The 18,977-nt window shown below is 66.3% G+C and carries 15 protein-coding genes, 2 tRNA genes and 1 pseudogene; 5 read left to right on the forward strand and 13 right to left on the reverse strand.

Annotated elements, in window-relative coordinates; translation table 11 throughout:
• Nucleotide 1: 1 nt before the first annotated feature.
• From KEG57_RS06120 to KEG57_RS06130, 3 genes are all read right to left on the reverse strand, one after another.
• Complete coding sequence (locus tag KEG57_RS06120) at nucleotides 2-2,128, reverse strand: ATP-binding protein (RefSeq protein WP_272458265.1); 2,127 nt, start codon at nucleotides 2,126-2,128, stop codon at nucleotides 2-4.
• Nucleotides 2,121-3,452, reverse strand: a complete 1,332-nt coding sequence (locus tag KEG57_RS06125; protein ID WP_272417092.1) for a P-loop NTPase fold protein — start codon at nucleotides 3,450-3,452, stop codon at nucleotides 2,121-2,123. Before KEG57_RS06125 ends, KEG57_RS06120 begins: the two co-directional genes overlap by 8 nt.
• An 83-nt stretch (nucleotides 3,453-3,535) precedes the next feature.
• Nucleotides 3,536-5,308, reverse strand: a complete 1,773-nt coding sequence (locus KEG57_RS06130; RefSeq protein WP_272417093.1) for a vWA domain-containing protein — start codon at nucleotides 5,306-5,308, stop codon at nucleotides 3,536-3,538.
• A gap of 387 nt (nucleotides 5,309-5,695) precedes the next feature.
• Between KEG57_RS06130 and KEG57_RS06135 the strand changes: the two genes are divergently transcribed.
• Nucleotides 5,696-6,895, forward strand: a complete 1,200-nt coding sequence (locus KEG57_RS06135; RefSeq protein WP_272417094.1) for a hypothetical protein — start codon at nucleotides 5,696-5,698, stop codon at nucleotides 6,893-6,895.
• Between the two features lie 3 nt (nucleotides 6,896-6,898).
• On the opposite strand, the gene KEG57_RS06140 is transcribed toward KEG57_RS06135, so the two are convergent.
• The 4 genes from KEG57_RS06140 to KEG57_RS06155 all read right to left on the reverse strand — a co-directional run bounded on the left by KEG57_RS06140 (nucleotide 6,899) and on the right by KEG57_RS06155 (nucleotide 11,649).
• Nucleotides 6,899-7,564: a hypothetical protein gene (locus tag KEG57_RS06140; RefSeq protein ID WP_272417095.1), complete on the reverse strand. Its 666-nt coding sequence runs from the start codon at nucleotides 7,562-7,564 to the stop codon at nucleotides 6,899-6,901.
• A gap of 56 nt (nucleotides 7,565-7,620) precedes the next feature.
• Nucleotides 7,621-9,252 carry a TROVE domain-containing protein gene (locus KEG57_RS06145; RefSeq protein ID WP_272417096.1) on the reverse strand — a complete coding sequence of 544 codons (1,632 nt, stop codon included), beginning with the start codon at nucleotides 9,250-9,252 and terminating at the stop codon, nucleotides 7,621-7,623.
• A 298-nt stretch (nucleotides 9,253-9,550) separates the two neighbouring features.
• Nucleotides 9,551-10,981: a sensor histidine kinase gene (locus KEG57_RS06150; protein ID WP_272417097.1), complete on the reverse strand. Its 1,431-nt coding sequence runs from the start codon at nucleotides 10,979-10,981 to the stop codon at nucleotides 9,551-9,553.
• A complete protein-coding gene (locus tag KEG57_RS06155; RefSeq protein ID WP_272417098.1) occupies nucleotides 10,978-11,649 on the reverse strand; it encodes a winged helix-turn-helix domain-containing protein in 672 nt (223 codons plus the stop codon). Before KEG57_RS06155 ends, KEG57_RS06150 begins: the two co-directional genes overlap by 4 nt.
• 128 nt (nucleotides 11,650-11,777) lie before the next feature.
• On the opposite strand from KEG57_RS06155, the gene KEG57_RS06160 reads away from it, so the two are divergent.
• The 3 genes from KEG57_RS06160 to KEG57_RS06170 all read left to right on the forward strand — a co-directional run bounded on the left by KEG57_RS06160 (nucleotide 11,778) and on the right by KEG57_RS06170 (nucleotide 14,059).
• Nucleotides 11,778-12,731 (forward strand): dioxygenase family protein, encoded by a 954-nt coding sequence (locus tag KEG57_RS06160; protein WP_272417099.1) that lies wholly within the window; start codon nucleotides 11,778-11,780, stop codon nucleotides 12,729-12,731.
• Between the two features lie 125 nt (nucleotides 12,732-12,856).
• The gene (locus tag KEG57_RS06165; protein WP_272417100.1) at nucleotides 12,857-13,471 is read left to right on the forward strand and encodes an HdeD family acid-resistance protein; all 615 of its coding nucleotides are present in this window, start codon (nucleotides 12,857-12,859) and stop codon (nucleotides 13,469-13,471) included.
• A 72-nt stretch (nucleotides 13,472-13,543) separates the two neighbouring features.
• Nucleotides 13,544-14,059 carry a GNAT family N-acetyltransferase gene (locus KEG57_RS06170; RefSeq protein ID WP_272417101.1) on the forward strand — a complete coding sequence of 172 codons (516 nt, stop codon included), beginning with the start codon at nucleotides 13,544-13,546 and terminating at the stop codon, nucleotides 14,057-14,059.
• 77 nt (nucleotides 14,060-14,136) lie between these two features.
• On the opposite strand, the pseudogene KEG57_RS06175 reads toward KEG57_RS06170, so the two are convergent.
• Together KEG57_RS06175 and KEG57_RS06180 are read right to left on the reverse strand one after the other, a co-directional pair.
• Nucleotides 14,137-14,262, reverse strand: a pseudogene (locus tag KEG57_RS06175).
• Nucleotides 14,263-14,418: 156 nt separating this feature from the next.
• Nucleotides 14,419-14,542: transfer RNA gene (locus tag KEG57_RS06180), tRNA-OTHER, on the reverse strand.
• A gap of 439 nt (nucleotides 14,543-14,981) precedes the next feature.
• On the opposite strand from KEG57_RS06180, the gene KEG57_RS06185 reads away from it, so the two are divergent.
• Nucleotides 14,982-15,377 carry a hypothetical protein gene (locus KEG57_RS06185; protein ID WP_272417102.1) on the forward strand — a complete coding sequence of 132 codons (396 nt, stop codon included), beginning with the start codon at nucleotides 14,982-14,984 and terminating at the stop codon, nucleotides 15,375-15,377.
• Between the two features lie 176 nt (nucleotides 15,378-15,553).
• Here KEG57_RS06185 and KEG57_RS06190 read toward each other — a convergent pair.
• The 4 genes from KEG57_RS06190 to ureC all read right to left on the reverse strand — a co-directional run bounded on the left by KEG57_RS06190 (nucleotide 15,554) and on the right by ureC (nucleotide 18,970).
• A tRNA-OTHER gene (locus KEG57_RS06190) sits at nucleotides 15,554-15,678 on the reverse strand.
• A 153-nt stretch (nucleotides 15,679-15,831) separates the two neighbouring features.
• Nucleotides 15,832-16,557 (reverse strand): urease accessory protein UreG, encoded by a 726-nt coding sequence (gene ureG, locus KEG57_RS06195; protein WP_272417103.1) that lies wholly within the window; start codon nucleotides 16,555-16,557, stop codon nucleotides 15,832-15,834.
• Nucleotides 16,558-16,573: 16 nt separating this feature from the next.
• Nucleotides 16,574-17,242 (reverse strand): urease accessory protein UreF, encoded by a 669-nt coding sequence (locus KEG57_RS06200; RefSeq protein ID WP_272417104.1) that lies wholly within the window; start codon nucleotides 17,240-17,242, stop codon nucleotides 16,574-16,576.
• 12 nt (nucleotides 17,243-17,254) lie between these two features.
• A complete protein-coding gene (ureC, locus tag KEG57_RS06205) occupies nucleotides 17,255-18,970 on the reverse strand; it encodes an urease subunit alpha (protein ID WP_272417105.1) in 1,716 nt (571 codons plus the stop codon).
• Nucleotides 18,971-18,977: the final 7 nt, after the last annotated feature.

The raw sequence follows: 18,977 nt of genomic DNA on the forward strand, positions 1-18,977 counted from the left end.
TTCAGCCGAGAGCGGCGATCTTTTCGTTCAGCAGAGGAATTCGTAGCCCGAGGCCATACCGTTCGAGGCGAGCACGGGCCGTGAGGTATCGGGTTCTTGCCTCGTCCTTGTGTCCTCGTGCGACGAGGACGTCGCCCATGATCTCGAGGCAGCGTGACTCCTCGGTAGGCATGGGCATGGCAACGAAGAGACGATGCGCCTCGTCGGCGAGGGCGAAGGGATCGGGGGTGGTCGCCGTCGGGGGAAGGCGGCTCGCGAGGTCGCGCAAAGTTTCGGCCGTGGTGCGCTTCGATTCGGTGGCCGCGAGGGCTTCGCGGAACGTCGCGATGTGGGGTTCGAGATCCGGCGCGGGGACGTTCATCAGGACGAGCGCGAGGATGCGGTTGGCGAGGAGGAGGGCACGTTCTTCAAGGAAGCCGGTTTCGAGGGCGAGGGGTTCAACCTCTTTGATGAGCGTTAGGGCCTCTTCGAGGTCGCTGCCGTGCATCATGTGATCCGTGAGGACGCGGGCCGTGTGAGGCACCAGATCGGGGTACGTGGTGCGGGCCTGGCTGAAAGCATCCCGTGCATGAACAATGCACGCTTCCTGTGTCTCGTCTGCGTAGTCGTCCAGGTGGGTCATGAGGACGAGCAGTTGAATAGGGAACCACGCCGGACCATCGCCATCGGATGTGATTGTCTGGAGGATCTCCCGCGCAAGGTCGAGTTCGGTGAGAATTCGTTTGAGGAGATCGGTCCTCAAAAGCGTTGAATCCGCAAGGCGTGCCGTCGCGAGGACAAGGGCCTCGTAATGCATCAAAATCCACTGATCTTGATGCTTTGCCTCTGCGGCCCGCAGAGCTTTTATGCAGATTGGAAGAGCCGCGCGGAGACCGGCGCGCTCGAGGGCCGTAGAGGTCCGCAAGTGATGTAACTGTTTGGAGTATGCATCGGGGGATGTCTTGCTGCTGCCCTCGAGCAGCCGTTCTGCGGCCTCGCATTCACCTCGCAGCAGCAAACAATTGGCAATATTTTCTGTCATCGAGTCGAGGTCAACCGATTGTTCGGCTGCGAGAGTGGCCCATTGACGAAAGCACGACTCAGCCTCCAAGATGCTGCCTTCGAGGAGATGTCGCTGGCCCTCCAGCTCTAGCACGGTCATCGAGTCGGCCGTATCCTCCACGCGAATAAGGCTCGACATGCGACGAGCACGACGACTGTCGCCCTGAACAATCGCGAGCAGTGTGGCTGCAGAGTATGCCTCTTTAGCATCACTTGGCCCCAGCCCGTACCGATTGACGAGCCCAAGGGCCTCGTCCACGGCCCTCCGATCGTAGCCGTGAAACGGCCCTGGGCATCGCGGCATTATCTGAACGCGAACAGCCAGCTCATGGGTGAACGATTCTAGAGAAAGCTCGGCCATCGCGCGCCGATGCCAATACTGTTCCTGCGTCTTCTTGCCAGCAGACGCTTGAATGCTTGCTAATGTCGCGCAAAGCCAAACGCGTAGCTCGCGATCGATGTCGTTGGCGATTGCAGGAAGTGCAAGCAGCCCTGCCCGCGCTGCCTGTTCGGCCTGCTCCAGTCGGCCCGCAGCGTGCAGCGCCTGCGCGAGCTCGAGTCCGGCTGACGCCTTGTCGGCAGGCATTCGTGCCCGTCTCAGCCGCTTCCTCGCGACGAGGACGGCTTGGGTTTCTTCCGACGCCGAGACGGGAAGCGGACCCCCATCCCCCTGCACCAGCACCATCGTCGTCCGGAACGAATACGCGTCCGGCGCACGCTCCCGCAATCGTCGGAGCGCCTCCACGTCTTCGACCCACAGGACCACCGGACCGCCGGCGAGCAGCTTTTCCCGGTGCAAATTCAGCGTATCGAGCGCCCCAACCCCATCGCGCTCGACCGTCAGCGATAAAACCCTGTCCTTCCGCCCTGCTTGCTCCTCGAGCGCCGCGAGAATCTCGTCCGGCGTCCCCACCTCGATCGGATCCGGCAGCGAGAGCCCCGCTACCCGTCCGCGCAGGCGCGAGAGCGCCGCGTTCCTTGCCTCCGTGGGACAGACGGCGATGACGAACGCCGTACCATCTCCCAACGCGATCGACGCCCGATCGAGCTGCTCCTCGTCCGCGTGCAGCAGGTGCGCGTCAGCCACTTTCCGCCTGCTGGTGCCTCTTCACGTGCTCTTCGAGCACGTGCCAGAGCACCGGGTTCGCCTCGAACCACACGGTGCCATTGAACGCCTCGATCACCCGGGAAAGCGCCAGATAACGCCGATCCGCCGCCGAGCGTAGGCTGTTCGTCCGGTGCACGTGGACGAGCGCATCGTAGTCGGGCGCGTACATCCCGACCGATTCCTTGCGGCGCTCTTCCTCGACGGCATACCGCATCACAGTGCCGTCGAGGGCCGGCAAACCATTGTACGTCGCCAGCAGCACGCCCTCGCGCAGGAGCCGGAAGAAATCGCGAAGGACGCCGCCCGAGTAGATCGCCGCGAGCCGGATCGCCGCGCGGTCGATCAGCGGACGCGCGACCCGCTGGTCCACGAGGGCATGGAAGAATCCGATCCGTTCGTCGTCGAACGCATCCTCGGGGTTCCACGTGTCGACGGCCTTTTTGAGCACGCGAACAGGAAAGAGGTCCTCGGCGTTGTTCCGAATCTCGGCGCGCACGTCGGCGCTGAAGCGCACGGCTGTCGGGACCGTATAGAGCACGCGCAGGGGCGGAGCCATCAGTGCCGCCAGGTTCGTGTCGAAGACGTCCGTGTGCTGTTCGGTGCTGCGAAGTTTGTCGAGATCGTCAACCACGACGAGCAGATCGTTCGGCCCGTCCTCCTTGGTGAGCGCCTCTTCGATGTCATCGACGAGGTTCGCGATGAGGTCCTGAAGGAAGCTCTGGTTCGTCTCACCGAATTCGCGGAACTGCTGGCGCAATTTCGCGCTGAGCTTCAGGTCTTGCTTCACCTTGATAAAGATCGCGTTGATCTCGAGCCCGACGGTCCCCTCGTTCATCTGGATCCCGACGGGGGCGAAGACGCGCTCGTTCAGCGTCGCCAGCTTCTTCTTCAAGCCGTCCGTGTTCTTGGCCAGTTTGTCCGCGTGCGCGTGAAATAGCTCCGCTGCGATCCGGAAGAGCACTTGCGAAGAATCGAGCGTCGCCCATTCCTGCTCCTCGAAGCGCAGTGGAACCACGGCAAACCGCTCCGTGATCTCGCGCTTGACCATGAGCAGGTTCAGCTCGGTGCTCTTGCCGCTGCCGATGTGGCCGGAGAGGAACAGCTTCGTGTCGCGCGTGCCCGTGAGGAGCCGCTTCTCGAGCCGGGTGATCGGGCCGGGGAGCTTGAAGGAGCCGGCCTGTTGCTCGGGGAACGGAACGTGGAACTCCGGATCGCTCGCCCTCTCGTGGACCTTCCCCGAGAAATCGAGCGGCCTCGGATCCAGGACCTTCCGTGCGTCCTCCAGCGTCGTTGCCCGCGGCATGCGCGCACCCTACCGCAACGCCCCCGCGCGGGCAACCATGCGGCCGGGACCGCCCCCGACGGCCCCGGTCCGCCTCTCGCCACTCAGCGCGCCACGGCCGGCCCCTGATTGCCCGTCGCGAGCTTCTCCGCGCGGTGCACGAGGCTCACGAACTCCTGCTGATCGGATTGCGTCGTCGCGGCCTGATCGGCGAGCCGCGCGATGTCCTTCATCGACCAATCACGTGCGTGCGGGCTCTGCCGCAGCACCTCGGCGAACGCCGCGACCGTCGCGGCGAACCGGAAATCGCGCCCCGCCGCGTCGAACGAGGCCGCGATCGCCCCGGGATCCATCTTGAACTCGCTCTCCGTCGCCGTATCCCCGGCGAGCGCCGGCTTGTGGCGGAGGCGCAGCACGATCGGCGAGGCCTTCGTGTCCTTGAGGACCACGTCGTAGATCGCCGTCACCGCGTGGCCGTTGCCGATCTCGCCCGCGTCGACCTTGTCATTGCGGAAATCCTTGTCCGCGATGTCCCGGTTTTCGTAGCCGATGAGCCGGTACTCCTTCACCACCTTCGGGTCGAACTCCACCTGGATCTTCACGTCGCGCGCGATGACCTCGAGCATGCCGGAGAGCTGGTCCTGGAACACGCGCTTCGCCTGTACCTCGCTGTCGATGTACGCGTAATTTCCGTCGCCCTTGTCGGCGAGGCGCTCCATCATCGTGTCCTTGTAATTGCCGGTGCCGAAGCCCACCGTGCTCAGCGTGATGCCCTTCTCCTTGTAGCGGCCGATCATGTCGAGGATCTGCTCGTGCGACGTCGCGCCCACGTTCGCGTCGCCGTCCGAGAGCACGATGACGCGATTGACGTGACCCTTCACGAGCGTCCGCTCGGCGAGCTTGTACGCGAGCTCGATCCCGCTCGCCATCGCGGTCGACCCCGCGGCCGAGAGGTCGTCGATCGCGCGGAAGATCTTGTCCTTTTCCTCGATCCCGGTCGGCGCGAGCACCTCGCGCACGTTGCCCGCGTACGTGCAGAGCGCCACGGTATCGCCCTTCTTCAGTGAATTCGTGAGCAGCTTCAGGCTTCGCTTGGCGAGCGGGATCTTGTCGGCCGATTCCATCGAGCCGCTCGTGTCGACGAGATACACGAGGTGCACGGGCTTGCGCGCGCTCTCCGGCACGCGCTTGCCTTGTACGGCGACGCGCACGAGGTGATGGCCCTTCGTGAACGGCGACGGCGCGGCGGCGAAGTGCACGGCGAACGGACCGCTCTTCGGGCTCTCGTAGTTGTAATCGAAGTAATTTAAAAACTCCTCGGCGCGGACGGAGGCGAACGGCGGCAGCGTGCCCTCCATGATTTTTCGGCGCGCGATCGAATACGCTGCCGTGTCGACGTCGATGGCGAACGTCGAGAGCCGATCCTTCGCCGGGTCGACGACCGGGTTCACGCCGTAATCCTTGTAATCCTCGGTGCCCTTCGGCTCGGGCGGCGCGACGGCGATCGGGGCGGGCTGCTGCGGCGACGGCTTTGGCGTGGCGACGGCGACCTTGCGCTCGACCTCGGCCTTCTTCATGGGCGCCGTGGGCACGATCGGAGGCGGGGGCGGGGCCATCATGGTGGGCGAGGGGTTCACCACGGGCTGCTGCGCCATCGGCGCGGCCGCGCCGGCGGCCACGGGCGCGGCCTCGTCCGCGGCCGGCGCTGCTTCGGCAGCCGTGTATTGCTGCGGGTAGGAGGAATCGCTGACCGCCGTCGCGGTGGTCCTCGGCTCGGCGGCGCCTCCCGACGAGGCGGAGCTGGCGCTGCAACCGGCGAGGGTCTGGGCGAGGGTGACGAGGGCGACGAGGGCGACGACGGGGCGGGAGCGCAACATGGCAGAAGTTCCTCCGAGTGGCGTTTCGCCCAAGGAACGGCGGCGTCCGGCGAACCTTACAGGCGCCTCGCATGATCGTGTGCGGAGGCGTCCGGGGCGCTGGGCCGGTGGATCCGGGTCGCTCGGGGGAGTGTGAACGAAACGACGGCGCCGCCCCTGCACAAGTCGAGCAGCCCTGGCGCAACCGGGGCCTCGAATGCCGGGGCGCGCCGACGATTCCACCTTGGCCTTCCCTTTGCAATGCGGCCGGACGAACCCTTTTGCGGAGCCAAACCCTTGCGATCTTCGCTTGCTTTTCTCTTCCTCGCGTCGTTCCTTCCCGCTTGCTCGGACCCCGGCCCCAGCGATTCCGGCACGGGAGGTGGTCCCGCCAAACCCGACGATTCCGTGGCGCTCGTCTGCGATCTCATGCGCGCCGCGTGCGAGCGGCAGGTCGCGTGCGGGCATCCTTTCGTCAACAACACGCCGGGCGACGTCGATGCTTGCCTCGAAGCGCAGCGCTGCGAATCGGTCGCCGACGTGCTCACCTCGCCCGACGTCGTGGTCGACCCCGACGCCGTCGAGAGCTGCGCCGCGGCGATCGAGGCCGCGAGCTGCGGAGCGCTCGCCGCGCAGGGCCTCGGCATCGACCCTTCGTGCGAGCATTACGTCGTCGGCACGCGCGCCGAGGGCGAGAGCTGCCGCGGCGGCACCGTCTCCGATTGCGCCACGGGCCTCTCCTGCGTGTTCGAGGGCAACACATGCCCGGGCACCTGCACGCGCGCGCCCGAGCGTTGCAGCGAGGGCTCCTGCGGCCCGAATGCGTTCTGCGCCTCGGACGGCGCGTGCAAGGACCGCGCGGCGCTCGGCGAGGCGTGCGACGAGACGCTCGTCGATTTCGAGAACCTGCACGACGACCCTTGCGTGGCCGGCGCCCATTGTCAGGATTCCGTCTGCGTGGCCGACTTCGACGCGGGCGCGTCGTGCGCCGGGGCAAACCTCCACGCGTGCGGCGAAGGCGCGGCCTGCCTCTGCGCGGACCCCGCGAATTGCACGAGCGACGCCGATTATGCTTGCCGCCCCGCGCGCGCCGAGGGCGAACCTTGCCACATGGCGCTCGATTGCGGCGAGGGCCTCTATTGCAACTTCGACGACGAGGGCCGCTGCTCGAAGCGCGGCGGGCTCGGCGCGGTGTGCGGCGATTCGTTCGGCGCCTGCCAGCATCCGCTCACGTGCGTCGACGGGACATGCGCGGGCGAGGCGCCGATCGTCTCCGAGCTCCCGCTGCTCGAAGAGGGTCAGAGCTGCGTCGAGAGCGGCGCCTGTCCGCTCGGTACGGCCTGCACCTGCGACAACGAGGGCTGCACCGAAAAGCGTTGCCTGCCGGCGCCAAGCCTCGGCGCGAGCTGCCAGGAGCAAATGCTCGCGAACGTCACCCCGTTCGCCTGCGCCGAGGGCCTCTGCGACATCCTCGCCGATTACACCTGCGTGCTGCCCGCGGCCGCGGGCGAGCCTTGCGCCGTCGACGGCTTGACCCTCGCCTGCGCCTCGCTCGTCTGCATTGGCGGCAAATGCGCCTCTGTGGAACAGACGCGCTGCGAGGAGTGACGCTCAATCGTCGTCATCCTCGTCCTCGTTCTCGTCGTCCGGCTCGGGCATCTCGATCTTGAAGGGGGGATCGAGCCGCTCACCGTTCTCGGGATCGTACGAACCGAACCGGATGCTCCCCTCACCGGCATACATGCGTTTCGGCGATTTCCTCCACTTGCTGTAATCGATGTTCGCGCGCTCGCCAGGGGCGAGGATCGGCGGTTCGAGCGCGGGCAGGCGCGGGGTGACGGCGCCCCAGTCGACCTCCATCGTCATCGCCTCGTAGGAGGTCCAATCATCATCATCATGGTCGTCCTCGCCGGGGATGTCCTCCTCGTCCTCTCCATCGTCGAGATAACGCTGCCGGCGCCTCTCGTACACGAGGGCTCGCGCGGCGGCCGTGTCCGAAAGCGGCACGGGAGGTCGGTCGCCGAGGCGAACCTGAATGAAGGAATGCAGGTCGAGGAAGTCCACCACCTTCCCACGCTGGACCGTCCAGATGCCGAGCGTCGCGCCGTACCAGATCGCGTGGTAAGCGCTCATTCCGCCGCCATTCTCGAGGAAGACGTCGAGGCACGCGCGGATGTGATCGAGACTGGAATAGGCGTGAAGCTCGGCCCAGCGAGAACCGCCGGGCCCGACGGAGAGCTCGAGGACGTAGGAGCTTCGATCTTGCGGAGGAGCCATGCGAAAGAGGAGAGCAGATCGAGGGGCGAGGCACAAGATGCGCCCCGCCCCCGCGATCACGCGGCCTTCCCGGAGGAGGCCTTCTCCATCTCCGCGGCGAAGCGGAGCAGGCCCTCGCCCCAGCCGCCGAGGATGTACGTACGGTCGTAGAATTCCGGCACGAGCGTGTCCTTGTAGCCCGCGATTTGCACCAGGAACACCTTCACGTTCGGGTTCACGCGCTTGCGATACGTCGACACGAGCTTCGCCACGTCGATGTATTGCCCGCCCGCGCCCCAGCCGTACTCGCGGTAATGCGCCTTGTTCGTACCGTACAGCCCGCCGTGGCCCGCCTGCATGTCGCTCATCACGAAGATCGAGTCCCAGTGCTCCTTCATCCGGATCGCCCGGTCGAGGAAGAGCCAGATACCATTCTCCGTCGACTGACCGATGTCCTTCGCGAGCGCCTCGGCGCGCTTCAATTGATCGAAGATCGACGCGCCCTTGCGGATCGCGAACGTCTCCAGCTTGTCACCGAACACGCCGAGGTGACCCTCGTCCGCGCGCATACCCGCGAGCACGCCTGTCAGGTTGCCGATCGTCGAGACCTTCATCGTGCCCATCGCACTCGTCGTCGTCCCCTGCGCCGAGCCGCTGTTGTCCGCGAGCACCATCACGCGACCGCGGAAATGGGGCAATTCACCGAGCGACGTGACGAGGCACTTCTCGATCGCGTCGAGCAGCGGCCCCGGCGCCTTGTCCTCCACGGCCTTGTAGGCCGAGAAGTACCGGAAAGGCAATTGCTTGCCATCCTTCGCGCCCGCGAGGAGCGACGGGATGATCTCGTCCGCCTTGATACCCGCCTCCAGCATGTTGCGGATATTGCGCAGCATCGCCATGTGGCCCATGACCGCCATGGCCTTCTTCCACGCCGTGCGGTTCGAGCCGCGCGCGCTCACGATCGCCTCCCACGTGCGGCCCGTGTTCTTCGCCTCGCCCTTCACGAGCTTATGGGCCGCCTCGCTCTTCGGGTGCACGAGGTTCACGACGTCCACGGTCTTCGCCGCGTGGTCCTCGAGCCGGTACTTCGCGAGCCCGTACGTATCGAAACGCGTGATCGCGTCACGCCACGCCTTCTTCAGCGCATTCGGGATCGGCTTGCCGTACCGGAACATCTGGTACGCGAGGCCGACCGCCGGCTCGTCCGCGCGCTTCACGATGCGCGGCGCATACTTGCGCACGAGGCCCGTGCCCTTCACGGCGCGGTGGTTCGCCGCGCGCACGAGGATGACCTGCGGCGTCGTGCGGATATGCTCCTCATTGCGCAATCGCGCCGCCTCCTCCAGCGTCGCCTCGGCGTCGTGCTCGAGCGCTTCGTCGATCGCGCTCTCGATGAGCTCCGCGGGCGACATCTTGCGCCACGCCTGCGGGTCGACCGCGTCGAGCGTCTCGCGCAGGTAATCGACCTCCTTGTTCGAGAGCCGGGACGAGCTCGCCGCCTTCACGGGACGCGCGTCCTTCTCGTCACGATGGTAATACATAGGCTCGCCGAAGAAGCACGTCGACGCCGCGAGGCGGAGGCGCAGGAGCGGCGACGAGAGGTCGTACGACACGCCGGCCATGAAATTCAGGTGTCCCGAGGCCGGGGGCGTCTGGGACGCCGCCTTCGCGCGAGCCTTCTCCTTCTTGATGAAGCTGAAAAACGCCATGACGAACCTACCGGTTCTCCGCTCGGCACGCGCCGCGCGGATCGAAAAAAACGCCCGAGGAGCCCGGGAGGACCATGGGCGGCGGGTTTGTTTCGTTGGAATCGAAGGAACCGCCGCCCTCACTGCCCGGGGCTCGGGGGAGCGGCCCTCGCGAGGAGGGTGCTCGGGGCGAGGGCATTGCAGCGGGCGTGCCAGCGCCTCGTGAGACCGAGAAAGACGGCGTTCGTGCGGGTTTCGTGGGAATGCGGCCGTCAGGGGAAGGAAGCGGAGCGCGGCGTGTAGACGGTTGGATAAATCATTATCCCACAGGAGCGTCGAGCTTTCCTTCGAGCTCGACCTCGAGGCCGCCATACTCGGACGGCCGGAGCGTCAGCCGGAAGCCGTGCAGCTCCGCGGCGCGGTGCGTGATGTGGAGTCCGAGCCCTTGTCCGTCCGGAGCGCGTGAACGCGCCTCATTGCCACGAAAGCCGCGCTCCGCGAGCCGCGACAGCTCGGCCTCCGGGATGCCGGGGCCGTCGTCGACCACGCGCAAACGGAATCCCTCCTTCGCAACGCGCTCCAGGATGACCGCGACGTGGCCGCCGGGGCGATTGTAACGAACGGCGTTGTAGGTGACGTTGCTGATCGCCTGTTCGAGAAGCGTCACGTCGGCCGAGACGGTGACGGGCTCTCCGGGCACGGCAGTCTCGACCGACACCCCGAGCTGCTTCGCAATGGGCTTGTGCCGGCCGACGACCCGCTTCACGAGCGCTTCGAGATCGACCTCGCACCGCTGGAGGTTTACGTCCGCCGCTTCGAGCCGCGCCGTGGCCGCGAGGTTGTGCACGAGCGACGCCATGTAATGCGCCTCGTCCATCGCCGAGACGAGCGCGTCGACGTCGACGGGTTTTCCCGCGGCCGCATCTTCGCGCAAGGTCGCGAGGTGACCCTGCAGCACCGTCAGCGGGATCATCACGTCGTGTGTCGTATTGGCCAGGAAATGGCGGAGCGCCTGCTCGCGCCGATCCTTCTCTTCGAGCTGGGATCGAATCTCGCGGCCCGCCGCATTGAAGGCCCGCCCGAGCACGCCGATCTCGTCGTCGCCCTCGATCAGGACGGCGTCCGCGTACGTGGCCGACGCCGAACGCTCCACGGCCTCGGTGAGCTTGCGAATGCGTCGGACCACCGGGCCCAGGGCGAGGAGCATGGCCGCGAAGACGGCGACCGTGGGCAAGAGCCAAATGTTCGATTCGGGCAGCACCGCGCCCCAGGTCGGATCGGTCGTCCCGCGGGCGAGCACGTATGCGCACGGGCCCGTGCCCCAGGGCATGCGCGCGAGGATCTCGACCGACGAGGTTGGCAAAACATACGCCACAATGGCGACGTCTTGCTCCCGGATGTCGCGCGCGAGCGCCTCGGGGATCGTAGGCGCGTCGGGGTTCGCCGAATGAAGCGATTCGTCGTAGGCATGTACGACCGCGGGCCGCGCGCCGCGGGGCCGCGGAGGTCCGGGCGGAGGACGATTGCCGCGTGGAGGCCCCGGAAGCCGGCTCGGCCGGAGTTCGCCGCCGAACGACGACGGGGCCGCCTCGCACGCCTCGCGCACCGTGGGCATTTGCCCGAGCACGAATTCCGTGAGGTTCTGCTCCGCGGCACGATGCTTCGCCGCGCCGTCGTACCAGAACAGCGCGAACGTCATCGGGACCATCACCAGAATGGTGGCGACCGCGAGTCGCGCGCGGAGCTTCATTCGTCGCGCCCGTCGCCCAGCCGATAGCCGATCCCCCACACCGTCTCGACGAACGCGCCACGCCCGAGTTTTTTGCGTAATCTCGAGACGTGCACGTCGAGCGTCCGCTCGGTCCCGTCGCGCTCCGGATCGAGCACGCGCTCGGCGAGCGAGCCGCGTGTCATGGCTTCGCCCGGCCGCTCGGCGAGCGCCGCGAGAAACTCGAATTCGAGTCGCGTGAGCTCCACGCGCTCCCCGCGCACGGAGACCTCGCGCCGCCCGCGATCGATCCGGAGCGCGCCAACCTCGACGACGTCCCCGCGCCCGAGCGTGGGCCTGCGCAGGCGCGCACGCACGCGCTCGACGAGTTCCTCGGGCCAGAAAGGTTTCGTCATGTAGTCGTCGGCGCCGAGCCTGAGCGCGCGGACCTTGTCGGCCGTGTCGTTGCGCGCGCTGAGCACGAGCACCGGAACCTCGGAGAGCACGCGCAGGTCCTTCAGGATGTCCATTCCGTACGTTCCGGGCAGCATCAGATCGAGCACGACGAGATCAACGTTGAGCAAGGTCTCTCGGGACAAACGCCGCCCCTCCTTCCACCAGGTCGGCTCGTAGCCGGCGTCGCGGAGTCGCTTGACGATCTGCGCGCCGAGCTCTTGATCATCCTCGATGACGAGCACCTTCTTTCCCATCGTCCCCTCTTGTGGATCGCTTTCGCCGACGGCGCGAGCCCCATCGTAGCCGAGGACGGAAGGCGTGTCCCGGCACGTAAGGAATTCGTAAGATTTCGGATCTACATACGAGTCCAGGAGGAACGCGCATGCCTCGCCACACGAAGAAGGACCGCTCCCAGGAAACCATCACGCGCCGAGCCGTTCTCCGCGGCATTGGCACGGCCCTTTGCGCCGCGCCGCTCGCGGCGTTCGCCGGCTGCGGAGGAACGAACGAAAACACAGGCTCCGGCGGCACGGGCGGGACGGGCGGTGCCGGCGGCGCCGGCGGATCCGGCGGCGCGGGCGGCAGCGGGGGCACGGGCGGCGCCGGGAATGGCGAATGGGCCACGGGCGGTACGGCCTCGATGTCCGGCGATTACGTGGATCCGTTCACCGACGACCCGGGCGCGGCGTGTGCGCTCGTCTGCGCGATGACGCTCGGGCCTTGTTATGCCGAGACGGTCGTCCGGAAAGACATCAGCGAGGGATCCGCCGGCCTGCCGATGCGGCTCGCGCTGCGCGTCGTCGACGAGTCGTGTAAGCCTGTCGAGGGCGCGGAGGTCGACGTCTGGCACACGTCCGCCACGGGCCTTTATTCGGGCGACGACTCCGTGGAGATGTGCACGGGCAACGACGCGGAGGCCCTCGCGGCCCGCTGGTTCCGCGGCGTGCAGACCACGGACGCGAACGGTCGGGTGGATTTCGATTCGTGCTTCCCGGGCTGGTATTCGAGCCGGACGATCCACATCCACTTCACGGTGCGCGTCGGCGGAAACGAATACGTCACGTCCCAGCTCTTCTTCCCGGACGAGCTCAGCGACGAGATCATCGCGACGCAGCCGATTTACAAGGACCGCGGCGCGCGCGACACGACGAACGAGAACGACACGGTGATCGCGGCCGACGCCGCCGCCGATTACACGCTCCAGGCGAAGAAGATGTCGGACGGCGCGCTGCTCGCGTGGAAGACGCTCGTGATTCGCTCCTCGCTCGCGGATACCTTGTGTCAGGCGCCGGGTGGAATGGGAGGCCCGGGCGGCGGCCCGCCTCCGGGGCCCTGAACCGGCTCGTGCTTGCGAGCGCCTGCACGCCATTGCAATCGCCCGGGCCGCCTCACGCGCGCCGACCTCCTTGACACCCGCCGAGGGTGGCACCCTGTTTCGCGCAGGAAAAGGAGGGTACTCCCATGACGCAACCTCCGGAAGGGCCGGTTGGCACGACCCGCATAACAGTGGTCGGGCAGGTCGAGGATGTGGTGCGGAAAAACCGCGCATGGTTTTTCGGGCTCGGCGTCGCTTTCATGGTGTTCGGTGTTCTCTTGCTCCTCATGCCCGTGATCGCCTCGGTGGCCACGGCGTTCGTGATCGGCTGGGTCATGGTGATCGCCGGCATCTTCCAGGGGTTTCACGCAGTCCGCAATCGCGGCTGGAAAGGCGCGGGCTGGTCGCTCGTGGGCTCGGCGCTGCTCGTGGTCGCCGGTGCGCTCGTCGCGGCCTTCCCGCTGACGGGCACGCTCACGTTGACGCTCACACTCGCGGCCTTCTTCGCGGCCAATGGCGTGGTCAAGATCATACGGGCCGTGCAGAACCGCCGGATCCCCGCCTGGGGCTGGCTCTTCTTCGACGGCATCATCTCCCTGGCGCTCGGTGTGCTGATCGCCTCCGGCTGGCCGAGCACGGCCGCCTGGGCGCTCGGTATGCTGGTCGGGATCGATCTGCTGCTCGGCGGGACGTCGATGATCTTGATTGGTCTCGGCGCCGGGGCCGCGCTCCGCGGGCCGATCGCCACGACGCGGCCGTAACGGGCGGCTCCTTTCGGTCCCCCTCGCCGTCGGCCTTGCCAAACCCCTCCCACGACGTTGTATCGTGGCGGCATGGCTCAGCCCATGGCAGACGTGACCATTCGTCCTCTCCGAATCGAGAACCAAGCCGAACGCGGGCTCGTGCTCGCCCTCTTCGAGCGCTCGACGAGTGTCGGCTTTCCTGCGTGGTACACGCTCGAGGAACTCGGCGCTCGCCAGCGCGAGAGCGCGGCGGCCCTGCTCGAACGGCAGGCATTGTCCGACACACCGCCCCAAACGACCACGGTCGAGGTCGTGTTGATTGCGGAGACGGCAGCCGGCGAGGCGATTGGCTTCGTTTGGGTAAGGGTGGCGGTGGACCCTTTCACGCAGCAGCCGGTGGGCCACGTCGAGGATCTCGCGACGGTGCCGGGGCATGAGGGGAAGGGCGTGGGGAGCGCGCTCATGGCCGCGGCGGAAGATTGGGCGCGGGGCCGCGGACTGTCGGCGCTGACGCTCCACGTGTGGCCTGCGAACACGCGCGCTCGCGCGCTCTATGCGCGGCACGGATTTGATGAGGAGAAGATTCGAATGAGGAAGGTCCTCTGAGGGCTGCCATTCGAAACAGCAAAGCCCGATCCCCATTCTCGGGGATCGGGCAGAAAGCTCCTTCCGAGCTTTCCAAGCGCCAGGAGCGGGACTCGAACCCGCGGCCTCGCCGTTGACAGCGGAGTAACCCTGATCATCACTGCCGTTGCCGGAGAATACCGACCAAGGTGTTTTTTCGCGCTCTACCCCTGAGCTATCCTGGCATCTATCGTCTCTTGACTGTGCTTTGAAAACGCTCGCTCCTCGGGAGAAAATTGGCCGCGGGGTCTTTTTCGTACCCAAAACGAAGGAACCGCGAGCCTCACTGCCCGGGGAGCTTGCGCGCGAAGGAAACGAGGGGGAACCCGAACCCTTCGCGGTACCAGGAGCGGGATTCGAACCCGCGACCACGTCCTTTAATGGAAGTAACCCTGGCCATCACTGCCGTCACCGGAGAAAACCGGCCAAGGTGTTTTACGTGCTCTACCACTGAGCTATCCTGGCGTCTTCGTGTTCCCCCCTTGAAGCAGGTGGCGTGCCAAGCCGGCCAGGACCCCACAAAGAGCCGCCTCAGAGCGGATTTTTGGGGTCCTGGTCGCAAAGGTCGTCGGGTGCCTGGGAGGCGTATTATCCAGAGGGATAAAGACTATCCTGTATGCTCAAACGTGGGGACGGGGTGTGGAACGACCCGCATGGCAGTAGAGCTCGACGAGTTCCTCGCAGGCGGGGCCTGCCGTCGCCGGGACAGGGTGTTCGAAACGACAACGCCCGATCCTCATTGCGAGGATCGGGCGGAATGTCTGCGCACGTGGTCGGGGTAGAAATGAATGCCGGACATTGTGTTTCTGACCGGCGATGGATTCGTGCGTCCGTGCTTTACCGGCGGAGGCTTCTTGGGTAGGGTCGGCGCACCGGCCAGTCCGGACTTAGGTAAGGAGCTTCAATGCGAATGAAAAACTTGACCCACGCGCTCGCTCTGGCGTTCACCCTCGCCCTCACGGCCCTGATCGGCGTGGGGTGTAGCTGCGACGAGGACGAATTCAATGGCAAGGAGGCTTGCCAGAAGCTCGTCGACGCGGTGAACGGCGTGCTCGCAGGGTGCAACGAGCCTCCGGTCGGGGAAGCCGAGGTCTGCGGGTACGGGACCGACTCGTGCAGCGAGGTCGCTTATTGCAATCCGAAGGTGGACGTGGAGGCGTGCGTGAAGCGGATCCAGCAGCAGTCGTGCCTGGACGTCAAGACCGCGGTGGTGAGCCTGTCCGAGTGCGAGGACCTGCAACGCAACATTGCCGCGTCTTGCGGACCAAAGAGCGGCGGCTACGAGGGAGATGACGACTGAAAACGGAGGCGCCGCTGTAGCGCGGTTCTTGACGCCCCTCGCATGAAAAACGCACGCTCCTCGGGAGAAAACTGGCCGCGGGGTCTTTTTCGTACCCAAAACGAAGGAACCGCGAACCTCACTGCCCGAGGAGCTTGCGCGCGAAAGGAACGAGGGGGAACCCGAGCCCTTCGCGGTACCAGGAGCGGGATTCGAACCCGCGACCACGTCCTTTAATGGAAGTAACCCTGGCCATCACTGCCGTCGCCGGAGAATACCGGCCAAGGTGTTTTTACGTGCTCTACCACTGAGCTATCCTGGCGTCTTCGTGTTCCCCTTTGAAGCAGGCGGCGTGCCAAGCCCGTCTGGACCCCACGATGGCTCGTTTCGGAGCGGATTTGGTGACCTGGTTCGCCAAGGACGGCCCGCGCCCGGAGGAGAGGCTAGCCCAGAGGATAAAATTTATCTCTGGGGATCAATGTTCGATGCCACGCGCATGCTGGTACGCGTGGACGATGTGGTTCACGATCGCCTCGACCCCGACGCCCTTCGTCGCTTGCGTGAAGACCATGGGCCCGCCGCCCCGGATCGCCTTGGCGTCACGCTCCATGACCCCGAGATCGGCGCCCACCGCGCTCGCGAGGTCCGTCTTGTTGATGACGAGGAGGTCCGACTGCGTGATTCCGGGGCCGCCCTTGCGCGGGACCTTGTCGCCGCCAGCGACGTCGATCACGTAAATGATGTAATCGGCGAGCTCCCGGCTGAAGTTCGCCGCGAGATTGTCCCCGCCGGACTCGATGATCAAAAGCTCCGGCTTGTGCCGCGTCGAGAGCTCTTCGAGGGCGAGGAGGTTCGCGGTGATGTCCTCGCGGATCGCCGCGTGCGGGCATCCGCCCGTCTCCACGGCACGGATGCGATCCGTCGGCAATGCGTTGTTGCGAATGAGAAATTCGCCGTCCTCGCGGGTAAAGATGTCGTTCGTGACGACGGCCAGGCTCATGCGATCCCAGAGGGCCCGGCAGAGCGCGAGCACGAGCGCCGTCTTGCCGCTGCCGACCGGCCCGCCGATTCCGACCGTGAAGGCACGCTCATCGAAGTCGCGCACGAGCGGGCGGTCGCGCTCGTCGAAGCGCCCCGGGTGCGCCATGGGTTCGTGCGTGTGTCCGTGATCGTGCCCGTGTCCGTGGGAATGGCCGTGCATGCTTCTCTCCGGAAATTCAGCTCGAAAAGAGACGCGAGTAGAGCCGGTCCTGGTGGCCCTGGAAGAGGTCGACGAGCGGCGCGGTCGTCGTGAGGTCTTCTTCCCCCCGCATTGCGTGCCGGGAGAGGACCGCGAGGACCGAGCCCGTGAGGCGATGCTGCAACGCCTGCGCCTCCAGCGGGCCGAGGAGGCTCAAGCGCACGGCGCTCGAGACGAGGCCCCGGAGGTGCAAGAAAAGAAAGAGTCGCTGGGCTTCGTCGCGCTCGAGCCCGAGCAGCGCCGAGACCGCGCCGAAGACGGGCGCAAAATGCCCGCAAAACGATTCGTCCTCGCGAGCGCGCACGCGGAGCTCCCGGAGGGACGCGATGCCGAACGAATGCGCCGCCGCCGCGAGCCACGCCCGCCCTTGCGCGCGGCTCGCCCGGTTCGAAACGTGGTTCGTCAGGAATGCATCGTGGCGTCGATCGAGATCGGAAAGCCTTTTCGGCGAGGCGTGGGCGGCCGTGACGATCGGCAGGGCGCCTGCGCCCGCTTGCTCCAGGTTGTGCAGGAGGAATCGTTCGAGGCTCGAAGGCCCCGTGATTTCCCCGAGCTGCGCCGCCGCTTCGAGCCCGCCGGAGTGCGCGAATCCGCCCGCCGGAAAGGCCGAGTCGGCGAGCTGGAGGACGAGGAGCGAGAGGGCCATGCGCGCGGACGCTCAGAACAGGAAAAACCTTTGCGCGAGCGGCAAGACCGTCGCGGGCGCGCACGTGAGGCGCACGCCGTCCGCCGTCACCGCGTACGTCTCCGGATCCACGGTGATGCGGGGCATGGCGTCGTTCAGGCGCATGTCCTTTTTGCCGAGCGCGCGGCATCCACGCACGGCCTCGATACGTTTGTCGAGGCCATACGAGGCCGCGACGCCGGATTCGATTGACGCGCCGCTCACGAACGCAATCGCGGCGCGGCCCGGCGCGCGGCCGAAGCTCGCGAACATCGGCCGCATGCGCACCGGCTGCGGCGTGGGGATCGAGGCGTTCGGATCGCCCATCTGCGCCCACGCAATGACGCCGCCCTTGATCACGATTTCGGGTTTGGCCCCGAAGAAGGCCGATCGCCACAAGACAAGGTCCGCGAGTTTGCCGACCTCGACCGAGCCGAGAAGGTGCGAGGCCCCGTGCGCGACGGCCGGGTTCATGGTGTATTTGGCGACGTACCTGCGCACGCGAAGATTATCGTTGTCGCCGCGCTCCTCCGCGAGCCGCCCGCGCTCCTTGCGCATCTTGTCGGCCGTTTGCCAGGTGCGCGTGATGGTCTCGCCGACCCGGCCCATCGCCTGCGAATCGGAGGAAACGATCGAGATCGCGCCCATGTCGTGGAGAATGTCCTCCGCGGCGATCGTCTCGCCGCGAATACGTGATTCCGCGAAGGCGACGTCCTCGGGGATGCTCCGGTCGAGGTGGTGACAGACCATGAGCATGTCGAGGTGCTCGTCGAGCGTGTTCACCGTGAAAGGACGCGTGGGGTTCGTCGACGAGGGGAGCACGTTCGGCTCGCTGCACACACGAAGAATGTCCGGGGCGTGCCCGCCGCCCGCGCCTTCGCTGTGATACGTGTGGATCGAGCGACCCTTGAACGTCGCAATCGAGTGCTCGACGGCCGCGCTCTCGTTGAGCGTGTCGGTGTGAATCGTCACCTGCACGTCGTATTGCTCGGCCACGGAGAGGCACGAATCGATGGCCGCGGGCGTCGTGCCCCAGTCCTCGTGTAGCTTGAGCCCGATCGCGCCGGCCTGGATCTGCTCGTGCAGGCCCTCGGGCTTGGACGAATTGCCTTTTCCGGTGAATCCGAAATTCAGCGGCAGCCCGTCGGTTGCCTCCAGCATCATGCGGAGATGATACGCGCCCGGGGTGCAGGTCGTCGCGTTCGTCCCCGTGGCCGGGCCGGTGCCGCCGCCGATCATCGTGGTGATCCCCGAGGCGATCGCCTCGTCGCATTGCTGCGGGCAGATGAAATGAATGTGCGTGTCGACCCCGCCCGCCGTCACGATAAGTCCCTCGCCCGCGATGGCCTCGGTCGTCGGGCCAAACACCATCCCCGGCGTGACGCCGGCCATGACATCGGGGTTCCCCGCCTTTCCGATCCCCGCGATGAGGCCGTCCTTGATGCCGATGTCGGCCTTGTAAATGCCCGTCCAGTCGACGACGACGACGTTCGTGATGACGCAATCGAGGGCGTCACGCTGGGCGGCACCCGCGCGCTGGCCCATTCCGTCACGAAGAACCTTGCCGCCGCCGAACTTGCACTCGTCGCCGTAGACGGTGAAGTCCTTTTCGATCTCGATGATCAGATCGGTGTCGCCGAGCCGGACCCGGTCTCGGGTGGTCGGGCCGAAGATCTCGGCGTAGGTGCGTCGGTCGATGGTGCGGGGCATGGCGTCC

Source organism: Polyangium jinanense (genome assembly GCF_028435365.1).